A 15428-nucleotide genomic window follows, 5' to 3' on the forward strand; every position below is an offset into this window, starting at 1 on the left:
CGGCGAGCGGCCGGTCAAGACGTGGCGGCGTCCAAGGCGGCCTGTCGGTTTGACGAGGATGAGGGCAAGCGGAAATGCACCTGGCCGCGGGTGTAATCCAGCGCCACGGATTCGAAGACGTCCAGGACGTCCACGCCGATCAAAATCGCCGGCTTATCCACTAGGCCCCAATACTCGAAGGTATGAACCGGCCCGAAGACCACCGGCACGTTGCCCAGTTTCAGGTTGCCCAGCTCCAAGGACTTGAGCGCGGCCAGGCGTCCCTGCAGAACCTGGCCGGTCACGCTGAGCAGCTGAATGTCGGCCCAATCACGACTGGCCGCGTGACGCCGCTGCGTCTGGTTCATCAGGGCCAGGTTGCCGACCGTGGTGGTCGAGCCGGTGTCGAGAAAGGCCATCACCGAGGCGCCGACCACCGAGGCGTCGATCAGGTGCAGGCCGCTGCGTTGGGCGACGACCGGGACGGTCACGCTGAGCGAATCGCTTCGATTGACGACCGAGCCCAGCCGCATCTGCCTGCGGGCGAAGTCGAGCACCAGACCCTGGGTTCCCAGCCAGTCGAGGCCCAGCACGCCGGCGCCGCGAATATAGCGCTCGGGCAGGACCGACATCCGCATGCCGCGACGCGTGCGCCGCCCCACCGAGATCCTGTCCACGCCCACGGTCTCGACCAGCTCGGCGCCGGCGATGCTGTGGAAGGTGACCGGCTCTCGCCGCGGCAGATCCAGGCTGGCGGCCAGTTCCTTGGAGATCACCGAGGCGTTGGCGCCAGTGTCCACCAGGAAGGGATAGGGTCCCGCGTCGTTGATCAGGACCTGGACCGTCAGTCGGCGGTCGACCGAGGTCTTGGTCGTTTCGACCAGCGGGTCCCGCTGCGGATCGGGCAGATCGCGCGCCAGGGCGGCGGCGGGCAAGGCGGGCCCGAGCCCCAGGGCCAACATGGCGGCCAGTCGCCGCCGGGAAAGCGCAGGACTGTCCATGGCGCAGCCTCCTTCCAGGGGAAGGAGGCTATACCCCGTTTGAAACCTTAGCCAGGACTTCGAAGACCGGCGTTATCCGGTGGCCAGGCGACGCTGATCGTCGCGCGCCGACTTCAGTTTCTCGGCCACCAGGAACGCCAGCTCCAGAGCCTGCTCGCCGTTCAGACGCGGGTCGCAATGGGTGTGGTAGCGGTCGGCGAGATCGCCTTCCGACACCGCCCGCGCGCCGCCCAGGCACTCGGTGACGTTCTGACCGGTCATCTCCAGGTGCACGCCGCCCGGGTGGACGCCCTCGGCGTTGGCGATCTCGACGAAGGACTTCACCTCCGAGAGGATCCGGTCGAACGGCCGGGTCTTGTAGCCGGTCGAGGCCTTCAGCGTGTTGCCGTGCATCGGGTCCGTCGCCCAGACCACCGAGCGGCCGGCGGCCTTGGTCGCCCTCATCAGGCGCGGCAGGCGGTCGGCGATCTTGTCGGAGCCGAAGCGGCCGTACAGGGTCAGGCGGCCCGGCTCGTTCTGCGGGTTGAGCACGTCGATCAGCCGCAGCAGGTCGTCGCCTTCCATGGTCGGACCGCACTTCAGGCCGATCGGGTTCTTCACGCCGCGCATGAACTCGACGTGGGCGCCGTCCAGCTGGCGGGTGCGCTCGCCGATCCACAGCAGGTGGGCGCTGGTGTCGTACCAGTCGCCCGAGGTGGAATCGACGCGGGTCATGGCTTCCTCGAAGCCCAGCAGCAGGGCCTCGTGGCTGGTGAAGAATTCGACCCGACGCAGGTCCGGCTGGGTTTCCGGCGTGACGCCGACCGCCGACATGAAGGTCAGGGCTTCGCTGATCTTTTCCGACAGCTCGCGGTATCGCGCGCCCTGCGGGCTGTCGCCCACGAAGCCCAGCGTCCAGCGGTGGATGTTGTAGAGGTCGGCATAGCCGCCGCTGGCGAAGGCGCGCAGCAGGTTCAGCGTCGCGGCCGACTGGCCGTAGGCGCGCAGCAGACGATCCGGATCGGGGATGCGGTCCTCGGCCGTGAACTCCATGCCGTTGATGTTGTCGCCCCGATAGGACGGCAGGGTCACGTCGCCAATCGTCTCGATCGGTTCCGAACGCGGCTTGGCGAACTGACCGGCGATGCGGCCCACCTTCACCACCGGCTTGCCGCCCGCGAAGGTCAGCACCACCGCCATCTGCAGGATCAGACGGAAGGTGTCGCGGATGTTGTCCGCGTGGAATTCCTTGAAGCTCTCGGCGCAGTCGCCGCCCTGCAGCAGGAAGGCGCGGCCCTCCGCCACGTCGCCCAGGAGGGTCTTCAGACGGCGCGCCTCACCGGCAAAAACCAGCGGCGGCATCTGACGAAGAGTCTGTTCCACACGGTCGACCGCACCCGCATCCGGGTAATCGGTCGGGACGTGTTTCGCAGGCATGGCTCTCCACGACGACGGGGTCCAACGGCTGGTCATGACGGTCTCGAACTTCTCAAAAGGGAGCGGCTTTTATCCTGACCGCCATGGAAAGGCAAAATCATTGCGACGAAAGGGGGAAATTTAGCCCAACGGGGTAAGTTCGTCCAAGTCGGTCCATTCCGGCTCGGCGACCGCGCGGGCCAGGCCGCAGGCGATCAGCGTCAAGGCGCCCAGGGCCAGCCACCATTCCTGCCACACCCCGAAGCTCACCCCTCCGATCACCAGATAGCTGACAAGAGCGGCGGCGGCCATGGCCGCCTCGGTCCGCGACCGTTCGCTGAGTCGCGCGATCCCATAGGCCAGCCAGCAGAAGAACACCCCCCCCAGGGCCGCGCCGATCGCGCCCAGCTCCAGCCAAAGCTGAAGCTGAGCGTTGTGGGTGTGGAGCGGGATAGCCGGGCCGAAGGCGCGGCTGGCGTCCAGCCCCCATCCCCGGAAAGGATGGTTCTGAACATGGTCGGCGGTGAAGGTCCAGATGTTCAACCGCGAGTCCCACGAAGCCGGCGCCAGCTTGTGCAGCCAGGCGATGAAACCGGTCTCGACCCCGACCAGCATGGCCAGGGGGGCCAGCACGAACGGCGCGGCCACCAGTCCGACCAGCACCTTGGCCCCCGTCTGGCGAAAAGCGTACACCAGCAGCCAGGCCAGCCCGCCCGCCGCCAGGGCGACGAGACAGGCGTCCGAACTGCAGATCACCGAGGTGACGATCAGTCCCGCCGCCAGCAACCAGATCAGACCGCCACGCGACAGTCGCGACAGGATCAACGCCGCCGGCCAGAACAGAAGCGCCATGACGTAGGTCGACAGCGAGACCTTGACCATCGCCAGGTCCGGCCGGATGGCCTCGCCGGTCACCTCATGGAGTTTCTGGTAGATCGCCGCGCCGCTCAGCGAGTCCAGCGCAGCGACCACGGCCAGCGCCACCGTGCCGTAGGCCAGCACCGTCGCCGCGCGCCGCGCTCCGGCGTCCGACAGCCCACGCAGGGCCACCACGGCGGCGCCGTAGGTCGCCAGTTGCAGGAACAGCTTCAGGGCGGTCAGGCTCTCGATGTCGCCGTAACCCTTGAGCTTCGCCAGGTCGATCACCGCCGGGCTCCAGGTCGTGCTGACCGCCGCCCACAGGGCCAGGACCAGCAGGATCAAGAGCGGCGGAGCGGCCGAACGGGTCAACCTCAGCCCCGGCAGGGCCAAAAGACCGGTCAGGGCCAGCAGCGGCGCGAAGCCCAACGGCGCCAGATAGGCCAGCAGCGGCGTCATCACCACGACGAAGATCGCGACTCCGCTGAGCCAGGGCGTGGGTCGCGCGGCGGCGGCGTCTCCTGACGCGCCGCTTGGGGCGTCGGGCTCGAACGAGGACGTCACGGTCATACGGTTCCCATTTCGGACGGCACGTACTTCTCGCGCATGGTCACAAGCTCTTCCGCCAGGGTCGGGTGGACCGCGCAGGTGGAGTCCCACTGCGGTTTGGTCACGCCCATCTTCACCGCGATGGCGGCCATCTGGATGATTTCCGGCGAGTCCGGGCCGACCACGTGCACGCCGACCACCTTCTGGTCGTCCTGCTTGACCACCAGCTTCATCAGGCAGCGATCCTGGCCGCCGTAGAAGACGCTCTTCATCGGTCGGAACACGGCGCGATAGATGTCGACCTTGCCGAACTCATGGCGCGCTTCCGCCTCGGTCATGCCCACCGTGCCGACCGGCGGCTGCGAGAACACCGCCGAGGCGACCATGTCGTGGTCGAAGCTGGTCGGATTGTCATAGAACTCGGTCTGGGCGAAGGCCGCGCCCTCGCGGATCGCCACCGGCGTCAGATTGATCCGGTCGGTGACGTCGCCGACCGCCCAGATGTTGTCGGCGGTCGTCTTGGACTGCTCGTCGACCACGATCGCGCCGCGGTCGTTGAGCTTCACGCCGACCTTGTCCAGGCCCAGCCCCTCGACATAGGGGTCCCGCCCGGTGGCGAACATCACCGCGTCGGTCTCGAACGTCAGGTCGTTGGAGAGCGTGCTGAGCAGGCCGTCGTCGGTCTTCTCGATGCTTTTGTGCGCGCAGCCCAGCACCACCTTGATGCCGCGCTTCTCCAGCTCCTCGGCCAGGTGCATGCGCACGTCGTCGTCGAAGCCGCGCAGGATGTTGGCGCCGCGATAGAGCAGCGTCGTCTGCACGCCCAGGCCGTTGAAGATGCTGGCGAACTCCACGGCGATGTAGCCGCCGCCGACCACCATCACCCGCTTGGGCAGGGTCGGCAGGTGGAAGGCCTGGTCCGAGGTGATGCCCAGCTCGGCGCCCGGGAAGTCCGGCTTCCAGGGCCGGCCGCCGGTGGCGATCAGGATCTTGCGCGCGGTGTAGCGCCCGGCGTCCTTCGATCCTTCCTTGGGCAGCACCTCGACGGTGTGCTTGTCGACGATCTGGGCGCGGCCGTGCAGCAGGTGGGCGCCGGCCTTCTGCAGGTTGGTGACGTAGATCCCCGACAGGCGGGCGATCTCGACGTCCTTGTCGTGCAGGAAGCCCTTCCAGTCGAACTGGGCCTCGCCGATCGTCCAGCCGTAGCCCTTGGCGGTCTTCAGCTGGCTGGTCACCTCGCTGGCGTAGACCATGAACTTCTTGGGCACGCAGCCGCGGATCACGCAGGTGCCGCCCACGCGGTATTCCTCGGCCACGGCGACCTTGGCGCCGCTCATCGCGGCCAGGCGCGCGGCGCGCACGCCGCCCGAACCGGCGCCGATGACGAAGAGATCGAAGTCGTACTCAGCCATACGGGCGCTCCGGAATCACGTAGTCGGGTCGGGCTCGGCTTGGCCATGAGCCCGGAAGACGGCGGATATGGGTCTAGGGGACCAGCTTGACCACCCCTTGATCGGTCCCCAGCAGAGCCTCGTCGGCCAGGTCGAGGAACAGGCCGTGGTCGACCACGCCGGTCACGGCCTTCAGGGCCGCGGCCAAGGCGGCCGGTTCGGCGATCACGCTGGACGGCAGATCGTAGATCACGTTGCCGCCGTCGGTGATCACGATTCCCCGGTCGGCCATGCGCAGGCGCGGCGGCAACAGGTCGAACTCGGCGGCGATGTCGGCCAGCCGGTGGCCGGTGTGGACGTGGCCGAAGCGCACCACCTCGATCGGCAGCGGGAACCTGCCCAGGGCGTCGACCTTCTTGGCGGCGTCGGCGATCACCACGCAGCGCTTGGAGGCCTCCCAGACCAGCTTCTCGCGCAGCAGGGCCGCGCCGCCGCCCTTGATCAGGTCCAGGCCCGGGCCGACCTCGTCGGCGCCGTCGACGGTCAGGTCGATGGACTTGACGTCGTCCAGCGCCGCCAGCGGGATGCCCAGCTCGCGGGCCAGGTTGGCGGTGGCCTCGGAGGTCGGCACGCCGCGGATGTCCAGCTTGCGCGCGGCCAGGGCCTTGACGAACCAGGCCGCCGTCGAGCCGGTGCCCAGGCCCACCACCATGCCGGCCTCGACCAGCTGCGCCGCCGCTTCACCCGCAATCCGCTTCTGATCGTCGGCGCTCATCACTTGTCCTTCCTGGCTTTCTGGGCCGCCTTCATGGTCCGGAACTTGGTCGCCCAGCCCGACTTGTCGCCTTGCGGCGCGCGGCTCAGGGCCAGGGCGCCGTCCTCGACGTCCTTGGTGATCACCGAGCCGGAGCCCGTCATCGCCCCCTCCCCGACCCGCACCGGGGCCACCAGGGCGGTGTTGGAGCCGATGAAGGCGTTCGCGCCCACATGGGTCTCGAACTTGTCGAAGCCGTCGTAGTTACAGAAGATCGTGCCGGCTCCGATATTGGCTTTTGGGCCAATCGAGCCGTCGCCCAGATACGACAGGTGGTTGGCCTTGGCCCCGGCCCCGACCTTGACCTTCTTGACCTCGACGAAGTTGCCGATGTGGGCGTCCGGACCGATGTCCGCGCCGGGCCGCAGGCGGGCGTAGGGACCGATCAGGGCGCCTTCGCCGACGGTCGCGCCTTCCAGGTGGCTGAACGCCTTGATCACCGCGCCGGACGCGACGCTGACGCCGGGTCCGAACACCACGAACTGCTCGACCGTGACGCCGGGCGCCAGCTTGGTGTCCCAGCTCAGGTGCACGGTGTCCGGGGCCGGCATGGTCACGCCCTCGACCAGCAAGGCGGAACGGCGGGCCGCCTGCCACACCGCCTCGGCGGCGGCCAGTTCGCCCTGGGAATTGACGCCCTGCACCGCCGCCTCGGGAGCGAAGGCGGCGCGCGTCGACAGCGCCCGGTCATGGGCCAGGCCGACCACGTCGGTCAGGTAGTATTCCTTGTTGGCGTTGTCGTTGCCGACATTGGCCAGCAGGTCGAACAGCAGAGCGCGGTCGGCGGCCAGGACGCCGGAATTGCAGTGCTTGACCTGCTTGACGGTGTCGTCGGCGTCCTTGGCCTCGACGATCCGCAGCAGCACATGGCCGGGGGCCAGGATCAGCCGGCCGTAGGCGCCGGGGTTGGCGGCCTCGAAGCCCAGCACCGCCACGTCCGCGCCCTTGGCCCGCAGGTCGAACAGCGGCTCGATCACCGGGGCGCTCAACAGCGGGCAGTCGGCGAAGGTCACCACCACGTCGCCGTCGAAATCGGCCAGAGCCTCGCGGGCGGCCAGCACGGCGTGGCCGGTGCCCTGGGGCGGATCCTGCAGCACGGTCGCCCCCTCGCCCAGGCGCTTGCGGGCATGGTCACCGACCCGCGGGCTGTGGGCGCCGACCACGACGACGATGCGCTCGCAGTTCAGGGACTGGGCGGTGTCGATCGCGTGATCCAGCAGGGTCCGGCCGCCGATCCTGTGCAGCACCTTGGGCGTCGGCGACTTCATCCGCGTGCCCTGGCCGGCGGCCAGGATGACGGCCGCGCGGGGACGCGCCGGACCAGACCCAGAACCCGGCAGGGGCGACGAAGCGGCGTTGGACATGGGCGAAGCGACTCCCGAAGCACGGACCAAAGTTGCATTAGCCGCGCGTTTAGCCGAAAGGCCAGAGTCATGCATGCCCAGAACGACATTCTCGCGGCCCCCATCCCGAACGAAATCCTGAACGGCGCCACGATCGCCTTCGATCTCGACGGCACCCTGGTCGACACCGCTCCGGACCTGGTGGCCTCGCTGAACATCATCCTGGCCGAGGAAGGCCTGCCGCCCCTGCCGTTCGACGACGTGCGCAAGATGGTCGGGCGCGGCGCCAAGGCCCTGCTGGAGCGCGGCTTCGCCGCCGCCGGCGCGCCGCTGGACGCCGACCAGGCCCCGCTCCTGGTCGAGCGCTTCATCGCCCTTTATCTGGGCCGCATCGCCCACGAGAGCGCGCCCTTCCCCGACGTGGTCGACACCCTGATCGCCCTGCGCGCGGCCGGCGCCAAGCTGGCGGTCTGCACCAACAAGCTGACCCACCTGTCGGTCGCCCTGCTCGACGCCCTGGACCTGACCCGGCACTTCGACGCCGTGGTCGGCGCCGACAGCGCCCCCGCCGCCAAGCCCGACCCCCGCCACGTGCTGGCGACGATCGCGGCGGCCGGCGGCGATCCGGCCCGCGCCGTGATGGTCGGCGACAGCATCAACGACGCCCTGGCCGCCAAGGCCGCCAAGGTGCCGACCCTGCTCGTCACGTTCGGCTACACCGAGGCTCCGGTCGAGACCCTGGGCGGAGATCTGTTGATAGACGCCTTCTCCGACGTCCCTTCCGCCTGCATCGCGCTTTTGACCTCTTGCGGTCCCGGAACGACCGGGCTATAGGCCCGTCCCTCTCGCGGCGAGGTCTTCGGATCTCACCGACACGGCGGATGCTTAGCTCAGCGGGAGAGCACCTCGTTCACACCGAGGGGGTCACAGGTTCAATCCCTGTAGCATCCACCATTTCTTCTCCGACGACCTTGAAACTTGTTTTGAACGGCGGGCGGCGTGCGCCGTCGGCGCGACGCCTGTGGAATCGCCGCCGGGTGGGGCGATCGCCGCGACCGGGCGCGAGGCCATGCTCGCCGCCGTCCCGGCCACGGTCCGGCGCTGAAGCGACAAGCCGTTCGAGCGATGGGATCAAATCAACCATAAGGCGCACCCACAGACTTACTCGTCCGCATCTTGCGCGACAGCGGATTCGGGCGCTCTTTAAGGGTCACGCTTGGGGGGACTGAGCATGACGCCTGGAATGCCGAGCCTCGTCGTCGCGGCGGCCGCGGCCGGCCTGCTGTCCTTTGCCGTCGCCGAAGCTCAGATCGCCCGTCCTGTTCCCGTTCGCCCGCCCGTCGGCGGATTCAATCCCGGCTTGCCGCCGCGCTCCACCGGCGACCTCAATGGCCCGCTGTCGCAGCAGCCCGCGGGAACGGCCCCAGGGCTGGGCGCGCCGACCGGAACGCCCACGACGTCGGGCAACATTGGCTCTGGCGAGAGCGTCCCCGGCGTCAGCGGCGAGACGGTCGCCGAACAGCCGCTCGACGAGACCGCCGCCGAAGCGATCATCGACGAGTACCTGAGCCGCCACGACCTGATCGCCGCCCTGCCCGCCGTCGAAAAGGCCCGGGCCATCCGCCGTGACGGAGACTGAGGCCTTGCGCGCGACACGCCTTCTTTCGGTCGGTCTGATCCTGACCCTGGCGTTCGCCCCGACCGCGGGCCAGACCCGCGATGACTCGCCGGCCTTCGCCCTGGGCAAGAGCATCGCCGAATCCGCCGCCCTGATCGGGGCCGCGGCGCGGTGGGGGCCGGGGCCGGTCGTCGTCTACAAGACCTGGGACTTCATGGTCGATGTCGGCGAGGCCGGGGTCGAGGCGGAAGACCGCACCCTGGGCGCCCAGTTGGTGGTGGTCGGCGAGGCCGGTCAGCGATTGAAGGACCTGAAGGCCGAGGGCCGCGACCTGCGAACCGATCCCGAGGCCATCCAGGCCATCCAGACCCTCGACGCCCTGCGCGCCGACATGGGCTCGGGCAAGGAGGGCCTGGGCTACGTCGCCTACGCGGTCGGCCGCAATCCCGAATACGCCTTCGGCCGCCCGGGCCTGGGTCTGGTGCTGAGCCTGGCCGTGGGTCATGTGCTCGACCGCCTGGGGCTGGACAGGCTGCTCAAGCGGGTCCTGCCGGTCGACCGTCTGGTCCGCGCGACGCCCGGCGGTCCGGCGCCACGCGGGGGCGCGCTGCGGTTCCTGGGCTGGAGCAAGATGGCGACCCGCAAGGCGGCGGCCGAAAAGCTCAAGCGCGACGCCGTCGACTCCGCCGTCGAGCAGGGACTGGACGCGGCGCTCGACACGGCCGAAGCGACGGTCCGCGAGACCCTCTACAAGAAGGCCTTGAACGCCGCTCCGCCGCGACCGGTGGTGCGCAATGACGCCGAACGCCTGCAGGCCGCCCGCGCCGTCCTGGCGCCGGTCGCCGCGGCCCCGATCGTCGCCCAGGCCATCCCGGTTCCGGCCCACGCCCTGCCGCCGCCCGTCCCGGCCGCGCCCCTGGCGGTCAATCTCTATGTCGATCCCCGCTATCTGGAGCAGGCCGTGGCCCGCGACCCCGTGCGGCGAGTGATCCAGGCCGAGGATCGCTGGACCCCGCCGTCCCGCGAACCCGCGCGCCAAGCCGAACCCGAGGCCACGCCGCCGCCCCCGCCGCCCGAACCGCCGTCCCCCTCCGAGTCGCGGTGGAAGCACGACTGGGGCTGCGCCGGGGCCGGGGTCAAGGCCGGCTGCGACTGGCCGCCGGGCCAGGGCAATTCGTGGGACGGTCAGAAGGGCAAGACCCTCAATGACTAGGTCCAGGAACGCCCGCGGACCGTGGACCGTGATCGGCGTCGTCGTTCTGGCGGCGGCGGCGGTGTTCGCGGCCCAGGTCGTGTTCACCGCCGCGGCCGAGCGCAAGGCCATGAGCGTGGCGGCGGCCAGGATCGTCTCGGTGCGCCACTATGCCGGCCCGCTGGCGGTCGAGCGCCTGGGCCGCCTGGGCCGCGACTTCGACGCCACCGCCTCGGGAACCCTGATCCTGCGGGTCGAGCACGGCCTGGTCGCCCTGCGGCCGGACGGCGGAGTCGACGCCCTGCCCGCCAAGGGACCGACGGCCGACAGTTTCGCCCTGGACACCCAGGACAACCTGCTGACCGTCGCCGGCGGCTATTTCGGGCGGCTGACCGAGGCGGGCGAGGCCCAGCCCGCCGTGCCCCTACCCTATGACGACGCCCGCCTGGCCCGGTCGATCCATCCCGGCGCGGTCTATCTGTTCGGCGGCGGGGGCGGCGAGCAGCGGCTGTACCGCTTCTGGGACACCGGCAATTTCGAGGTCCTGCTGGCCTCGCCGACCCCCATCCTCGGCGTCACGGACACCGCCCAGGCGGTCTATGTGGCCGGCGCCGATCGCGTCGTTCGGCTGGACGGCCGCGGGGCGGTGACGGTGTTCCGGATCCCGCCCGGGGCGGGGCTGGGCCCGATCGTCTCGGTGGCGGCGACCGCCGGCGGCCAGGTGCTGGTCTCGACGGCGAACCAGGTCTTCGCGATCGGCGGCGGGGCGGCGGCGACCGTCGTCAACGACAGCGGCGGCGAACTGCGGGCGCGCGGCGACCGGGTCTATGTCCTGGATCGCACGCGGGGCCTGATCTACGCGCTCGACCCCGCCCCTTGGCCGGCGGCCAGGAAGGGATGACCGGCATGGCGGCGCGCAAGAGCCCGGTGGGCTGGATTCTGCTGGTCCTGGCGGTGGTCGGCGCCGTCGTCTGGTTTCGTAGCGCCGCCAACACCCCCCTGCCCGTGGACCGGGCCATCGCGCGCGGCCAGGTGACGGTGTCGTTCGCCGCCGCCGACGCCGCCCATTCCACCCTGACGATCACGCGAGCGGGCGCCGACGGAGCCCTGACGGTGGTCGTTCCGGCCGGCGCGCCGATTTACAGCGCCGCCGCCGGCGACCAGCGCCTGGCCGTGGCCCGCACGGTCACCGTCCGCCTCGCCAAGGGGCAGTCCGAGGCCAGCGTCGCCCTGGAGACCTATTGCCTGGATCAGTTCGCCCTGCAGCCCACGCCGACCACCGCGCTGTCCTTCTCGCCGCCCAGCGACGGCACGGTCGTCGAGGAGACCGAGCCGCTGCGCAAGCTGATCGCCTGCCTGGACGGCTCGACCCAGCCCCACGACGCGCGGCAGTTCGCGGTGTGGATGGTGTCGCAGAACTATCTCGACCTTTCCTACGCCCAGGCGCGCGGCCGGATCCGCGAGGCCTATCGCCAAGTGCTCGAGGACCAGGCCCGGGCGGCGCTGAACGGCGCGGTGCGCGATCAGGTCGCCGCCGCCCTGCCGGGCGCCTCGTCGACCGACATCGACGCCGCGGTGACCCGCATCGGCGGCCAGCGCCTGGCCGGCAAGCTGGACGCCCGGGCCGAGCGGATGACCGCCGCCGACCTCAAGGGCTTCCTCGGCGGCGGGGCCCAGGCGCTGGAGAGCTGCGGCTACCAGACCCAGGTCCTGGAATTCTTCAAGGACGCTCCCAAGGCGAGCGCCTGAGAGACGAGGTGCAGTTCAGAGTCCGCGTTCCCGACACCGCGAGCGGCCCGAACCGGACCGCCGCGCCACAACAAAGGTAAGACAAGATGATCCCTTCGACTCGCCGCGCTTTTGCCGTTTCCGTCTTCGCCTTGACCACCGTCCTGGGAACAGCGGCCTACGCCGCCGATCCGCCCAGCGGCCAGCAGATCACCAGGGAAGAGGTCAAAGCCGCCGAGAAGGCCTGGGGCGACGAGCTCGTGAAGATCTCCGAGGCCTATGACGAGGGCGACATCGACAGGGCCAGGCCGCTCGCCATCTCGATGATCAACCGGCTCTACGGCTACAATCTCGGACCGGTGCTGTTCAAACCGACCTTGACCCAAGAGCCCCAGACCTTCCGCCTGACCAAGGAGGGCGCCCTGGCCTATTTCATCGGCCATGACTCCAACTATCCCGACACCGGCTTCGCGCTCAAGCACTGGCGCATGGTGGTGGTCGACGACGTCGGCCTGCAGATCAACGGCGCCGTGGCCAACACCATGGGCAAGGTCACGTTCTGGGACAGGGACAAAAAGCCCACCACGGTCGACAAGACCTGGACCTTCAAGAAGGACGACAACGGCGTGGTGCGCATCATCCTGCACCACTCCTCGCTGCCCTACACCGGCCCGCCGGAGCCCTGCCCCTGTCGCCCCTCTGATCCCGTCGCCCAGTGATCCTCAGGCGGTCGCGAGACCGTCGAAAGGCAGCGCCCCGAGGAAATCGGCGGCGTCGAAGGCTTCGCCCGGCGCGAGCGCCCCGCTCGCGCCGCCGCCCGCCAGCAGGCGCTCGACGGCCTCGCAGACCAGCGGCGCGGTGAACCCGTAGATGTCGCGGCCGGACGCGGTCGCGCGCCGCGTCTGGTCGCCGCGCCGCACGATCGCCTCGACGACGAACCTCTGGGCCGACAGCCCGCGCTCGTCGACGGCGGTCGGCGGCGGGGTCGCCGTGTCCCGGACGTCGGCCAGCGCCGTCTCGCTGAGGAAGGTGTCCAGCCGCGCGGTCTTCAGGTGCCGGGCGATGACGACGACCTCGGAGAACGGCACCTCGACCATCGCCTGCGAGCCTAGCGGTTCGGGGAAGATCCAGGTCGTTCGCGGCGCCGGATTGGGCAGCGGCGCCAGTCGTCCCCCGGCGATCACCTGGCGCGGCGCGGTGTTGCGGGCTCCGGTGACGCGCGTGCCCTTCGTCGGCCACCAGCGATCGATGCCGATGCCGATCTGGATGTCGTCGGCCTCCGCCCAGCCGCCCATGGCCGCCGTCACCAGAAGGTCGGCGAGCCCGCCGTAGAAGCCCATCGCCGGCAGGACGACCAGGCCGGCCGCGCGGGCTGGCCCGTCGAACCGGTCGAACACCGCCTGGGCGCTGGGCTGCTCGGCCGAGACGTCGACATAGTGGGCGCCCGCCCGCAGCGCCGCGGCCGCCACCGCCTCGGCGGTGTCGAGGAACGGCCCCGCGCAGTTGATCACCGCGGCCGCGCCCTCGAACGCCCGGTCGAGGGTCTCGGGGTCTTCGACGCTCGCCGTGCGGATCGCGACGCCGCCGTCGGAGAAAGCGGCCTCCAGCGCCTCGGCCCGCCGCCCCACCGCCACGGGCGCCAGGCCCCGGCGCAGAAGCTCTTCGACCACGAACCGCCCGGTGTGGCCCGAGGCCCCGAACACGGCCACGCGTCGCGTGGAATTCTCGAAATTCGTCATGGCGCAACCTCGCTACAGACCTGTCTGTTCGCATAGCTACAAACAGGTCTGTAGCGTGTCAACCGCCTCCGTGCTAAGAGCGGCTGGAGGTGTGTGATGCAGCATGAGTCCGGACGCTCGACGTCCCCTGAGAAGCCCGGCGCCGGCGACGCGGTGCGCGAGCGCATTCTCGATACGGCCTCGGGCCTGTTCTACCGGGAGGGCGTCCGCGCGGTCGGCGTGGACCTGGTGGTCGCGGCGGCCGGTGTCGCCAAGACCAGCCTCTATCGTCACTTCCGGACCAAGGACGACCTGGTCGCGGCTTTCCTGACGCGCGAGGACGCGGACTTCTGGCGCACCTGGGACGAAGTCGCCGACAAGCATCGCGACGATCCGTCGGGCGAACTTCAAGCTCATATGGACTGGATCGGCGAACGGGTCGGGCGGCCCAACTATCGGGGCTGCCCGCAACTGAACGTCGCCGCCGAGTTTCCCCAGGCCGAGCATCCGGCCCGGCGGGTCGCCACCGCCCACAAGCTGGAACTGAGGCGTCGGCTGCTCGGCATCGCCCAGAGGATGGGCGTCGCCCGGTCCGAGGAACTGGCCGGGCAGCTGGCGGTCCTGATCAACGGGGCCTTCGTCAGCGGGCCGATCCTGTCCCAATCCGAAGCCAAGGGACTGCTGCGGGGGGCGGCTCAGGGTCTGGTCGAGGCGTCCAAACGCTCCGAAACGGACTGACGCGTCCTCGCCGTCACCGTCCAGGCCCAGGGTCTGAAGCCGGCGACGGCTCGGATCGCGGTCATCGGGTCAGTGCGAAACCGAGGTGTTGGCCTTGCTGACCATGATCGTCACGGTGACGCGACGGGCCTCGGCCGCGTTCTGGGGCGGATCGGGATCCTGGGCGACCGTGGATTCGCCCAGGGCGGTCGCCGGGACGATATAGCCCGGCATCACGCCGCAGTTCTCGATCAGATAGTTCTTCACCGCGAGCGCGCGGCGCGCGCTCAGGCGCTTGTTGGCGGCCGCGTCGCCGGTTGGATCGGCCCGGCCGACCACGGCCAGGCGGAAGCCGCCCTTGATCGCCTTGGCCTTGGCGGCGATGTCCATCAGGTCCTGATGGCCCTGACTGGAGATCGTGGCGCTGCCCACCGCGAAGAACACCTTGGCGCGGCCCGCCGCCACCAGGTTGCCGACATTGTTCAGCCGTTCTTCCTGTTCGGCGATGGCCTGCTTGTTGGAGGCGACGCCCGCCTCCGTCTCGGACAGGCCGGCCTGGATTTGACGGGCGGTCTTCAGGTCGGACTTCTTGAAGGTGATGGATTGGGCGACCAGGCCATCGGTGGACGGCAGGCCCCTGAACTCGATGGCCAGGCCGCGGATAAGATCCTCGGTCGAACCGCTTTCGCGCTGCAGGACCCCCGCGCCGGCGGTGACCGTGATCTTGGTGTCCGGCGTCAGGGTGAGAGTCTGCTGCTCCGCGCCCATCTTGACGACGAGACTGTTGTCGGCATGCGAAACGATCATGCCCTTGTAGACCTGGGCTTCCTGGGCAAATCCGAGGCCGGGGACGGCCATCAGGACCGCCCCGAGCATAGCTGCCACCGCTTTGCGGATATCCATGTCGCGCGTTCTCCATCACCCGCGCGCCGGGCCCGCGATGCGGCGGCGCCCTCGCAAAAAACGCAGGGTCGCGATGGTGGTACGCCCGGCCTAGTTCGCGCGACATCCGGTAGACACCTGAGCCCAGGACAGGCCATCCACCGAGACCGCCGTGGGTCCGTCTGTCGATTTTGACGTATGGGCGGCCGTTGTTGCGCCCGTTCGACAGGCGCGCGATGGTGG

The 15428-nt window shown here is 69.7% G+C and carries 15 protein-coding genes and 1 tRNA gene; 8 read left to right on the top strand and 8 right to left on the bottom strand.

All coding sequences use genetic code 11. From position 1 onward, the window contains the following. Positions 1-14 precede the first annotated feature (14 nt). The 6 genes from ASD38_RS21345 to glmU all read right to left on the bottom strand — a co-directional run bounded on the left by ASD38_RS21345 (position 15) and on the right by glmU (position 7351). Positions 15-980: a retroviral-like aspartic protease family protein gene (locus ASD38_RS21345; RefSeq protein WP_056463248.1), complete on the bottom strand. Its 966-nt coding sequence runs from the start codon at positions 978-980 to the stop codon at positions 15-17. 72 nt (positions 981-1052) lie between these two features. Next, positions 1053-2432, bottom strand: coding sequence for a class II 3-deoxy-7-phosphoheptulonate synthase (locus ASD38_RS21350; protein WP_056446057.1), 1380 nt, complete (start codon positions 2430-2432; stop codon positions 1053-1055). An 84-nt stretch (positions 2433-2516) separates the two neighbouring features. Beyond that, positions 2517-3803 carry an O-antigen ligase family protein gene (locus ASD38_RS21355; RefSeq protein WP_082560834.1) on the bottom strand — a complete coding sequence of 429 codons (1287 nt, stop codon included), beginning with the start codon at positions 3801-3803 and terminating at the stop codon, positions 2517-2519. Continuing rightward, positions 3800-5194, bottom strand: a complete 1395-nt coding sequence (gene gor / locus ASD38_RS21360) for a glutathione-disulfide reductase (protein WP_056463250.1) — start codon at positions 5192-5194, stop codon at positions 3800-3802. Before gor ends, ASD38_RS21355 begins: the two co-directional genes overlap by 4 nt. 73 nt (positions 5195-5267) lie before the next feature. Further along, on the bottom strand, positions 5268-5948 hold the full coding sequence (gene rpiA / locus ASD38_RS21365; protein WP_056446062.1) for a ribose-5-phosphate isomerase RpiA: 681 nt from the start codon (positions 5946-5948) through the stop codon (positions 5268-5270). Continuing rightward, a complete protein-coding gene (gene glmU, locus ASD38_RS21370; RefSeq protein WP_056463252.1) occupies positions 5948-7351 on the bottom strand; it encodes a bifunctional UDP-N-acetylglucosamine diphosphorylase/glucosamine-1-phosphate N-acetyltransferase GlmU in 1404 nt (467 codons plus the stop codon). The genes rpiA and glmU overlap by 1 nt, the downstream gene beginning before the upstream one ends. A gap of 69 nt (positions 7352-7420) precedes the next feature. Between glmU and gph the strand changes: the two genes are divergently transcribed. From gph to ASD38_RS21405, 7 genes are all read left to right on the top strand, one after another. Continuing rightward, positions 7421-8164, top strand: a complete 744-nt coding sequence (gph, locus tag ASD38_RS21375; protein ID WP_056446067.1) for a phosphoglycolate phosphatase — start codon at positions 7421-7423, stop codon at positions 8162-8164. Between the two features lie 45 nt (positions 8165-8209). Beyond that, positions 8210-8284, top strand: a tRNA-Val gene (locus tag ASD38_RS21380). Positions 8285-8573: 289 nt separating this feature from the next. Next, the gene (locus ASD38_RS21385) at positions 8574-8969 is read left to right on the top strand and encodes a hypothetical protein (protein WP_056463255.1); all 396 of its coding nucleotides are present in this window, start codon (positions 8574-8576) and stop codon (positions 8967-8969) included. A 4-nt stretch (positions 8970-8973) separates the two neighbouring features. Beyond that, the gene (locus ASD38_RS21390; RefSeq protein WP_056463258.1) at positions 8974-10161 is read left to right on the top strand and encodes a hypothetical protein; all 1188 of its coding nucleotides are present in this window, start codon (positions 8974-8976) and stop codon (positions 10159-10161) included. Further along, positions 10154-11041: a hypothetical protein gene (locus ASD38_RS21395; RefSeq protein WP_156390824.1), complete on the top strand. Its 888-nt coding sequence runs from the start codon at positions 10154-10156 to the stop codon at positions 11039-11041. The genes ASD38_RS21390 and ASD38_RS21395 overlap by 8 nt, the downstream gene beginning before the upstream one ends. 5 nt (positions 11042-11046) lie before the next feature. Continuing rightward, positions 11047-11889 carry a hypothetical protein gene (locus tag ASD38_RS21400; protein WP_156390825.1) on the top strand — a complete coding sequence of 281 codons (843 nt, stop codon included), beginning with the start codon at positions 11047-11049 and terminating at the stop codon, positions 11887-11889. Between the two features lie 86 nt (positions 11890-11975). Continuing rightward, on the top strand, positions 11976-12587 hold the full coding sequence (locus ASD38_RS21405) for a hypothetical protein (RefSeq protein ID WP_056463264.1): 612 nt from the start codon (positions 11976-11978) through the stop codon (positions 12585-12587). Between the two features lie 3 nt (positions 12588-12590). Here ASD38_RS21405 and ASD38_RS21410 read toward each other — a convergent pair whose 3' ends face one another. Next, positions 12591-13607 carry a saccharopine dehydrogenase NADP-binding domain-containing protein gene (locus ASD38_RS21410; RefSeq protein WP_056463266.1) on the bottom strand — a complete coding sequence of 339 codons (1017 nt, stop codon included), beginning with the start codon at positions 13605-13607 and terminating at the stop codon, positions 12591-12593. Between the two features lie 96 nt (positions 13608-13703). Here ASD38_RS21410 and ASD38_RS21415 point away from each other — a divergent pair, with 96 nt between their 5' ends. Further along, positions 13704-14324, top strand: coding sequence for a TetR/AcrR family transcriptional regulator (locus ASD38_RS21415; RefSeq protein ID WP_056446086.1), 621 nt, complete (start codon positions 13704-13706; stop codon positions 14322-14324). A 69-nt stretch (positions 14325-14393) separates the two neighbouring features. On the opposite strand, the gene ASD38_RS21420 is transcribed toward ASD38_RS21415, so the two are convergent. Further along, positions 14394-15206 carry an OmpA family protein gene (locus ASD38_RS21420; RefSeq protein ID WP_082554870.1) on the bottom strand — a complete coding sequence of 271 codons (813 nt, stop codon included), beginning with the start codon at positions 15204-15206 and terminating at the stop codon, positions 14394-14396. Positions 15207-15428 lie beyond the last annotated feature (222 nt).

Origin of the sequence: Caulobacter sp. Root487D2Y (assembly GCF_001427165.1) — a bacterium.
Taxonomy (GTDB): domain Bacteria; phylum Pseudomonadota; class Alphaproteobacteria; order Caulobacterales; family Caulobacteraceae; genus Caulobacter.

Bases quoted from the DNA above. Each gene is read 5' to 3' on its own strand.
- ASD38_RS21345 (WP_056463248.1), bottom strand. From the start codon at position 980: ATGGACAGTCCTGCGCTTTCCCGGCGGCGACTGGCCGCCATGTTGGCC.
- ASD38_RS21350 (WP_056446057.1), bottom strand. From the start codon at position 2,432: ATGACCAGCCGTTGGACCCCGTCGTCGTGGAGAGCCATGCCTGCGAAA.
- ASD38_RS21355 (WP_082560834.1), bottom strand. From the start codon at position 3,803: ATGACCGTGACGTCCTCGTTCGAGCCCGACGCCCCAAGCGGCGCGTCA.
- gor (WP_056463250.1), bottom strand. From the start codon at position 5,194: ATGGCTGAGTACGACTTCGATCTCTTCGTCATCGGCGCCGGTTCGGGC.
- rpiA (WP_056446062.1), bottom strand. From the start codon at position 5,948: ATGAGCGCCGACGATCAGAAGCGGATTGCGGGTGAAGCGGCGGCGCAG.
- glmU (WP_056463252.1), bottom strand. From the start codon at position 7,351: ATGTCCAACGCCGCTTCGTCGCCCCTGCCGGGTTCTGGGTCTGGTCCG.
- gph (WP_056446067.1), top strand. From the start codon at position 7,421: ATGCATGCCCAGAACGACATTCTCGCGGCCCCCATCCCGAACGAAATC.
- ASD38_RS21385 (WP_056463255.1), top strand. From the start codon at position 8,574: ATGCCGAGCCTCGTCGTCGCGGCGGCCGCGGCCGGCCTGCTGTCCTTT.
- ASD38_RS21395 (WP_156390824.1), top strand. From the start codon at position 10,154: ATGACTAGGTCCAGGAACGCCCGCGGACCGTGGACCGTGATCGGCGTC.
- ASD38_RS21400 (WP_156390825.1), top strand. From the start codon at position 11,047: ATGGCGGCGCGCAAGAGCCCGGTGGGCTGGATTCTGCTGGTCCTGGCG.
- ASD38_RS21405 (WP_056463264.1), top strand. From the start codon at position 11,976: ATGATCCCTTCGACTCGCCGCGCTTTTGCCGTTTCCGTCTTCGCCTTG.
- ASD38_RS21410 (WP_056463266.1), bottom strand. From the start codon at position 13,607: ATGACGAATTTCGAGAATTCCACGCGACGCGTGGCCGTGTTCGGGGCC.
- ASD38_RS21415 (WP_056446086.1), top strand. From the start codon at position 13,704: ATGCAGCATGAGTCCGGACGCTCGACGTCCCCTGAGAAGCCCGGCGCC.
- ASD38_RS21420 (WP_082554870.1), bottom strand. From the start codon at position 15,206: ATGGATATCCGCAAAGCGGTGGCAGCTATGCTCGGGGCGGTCCTGATG.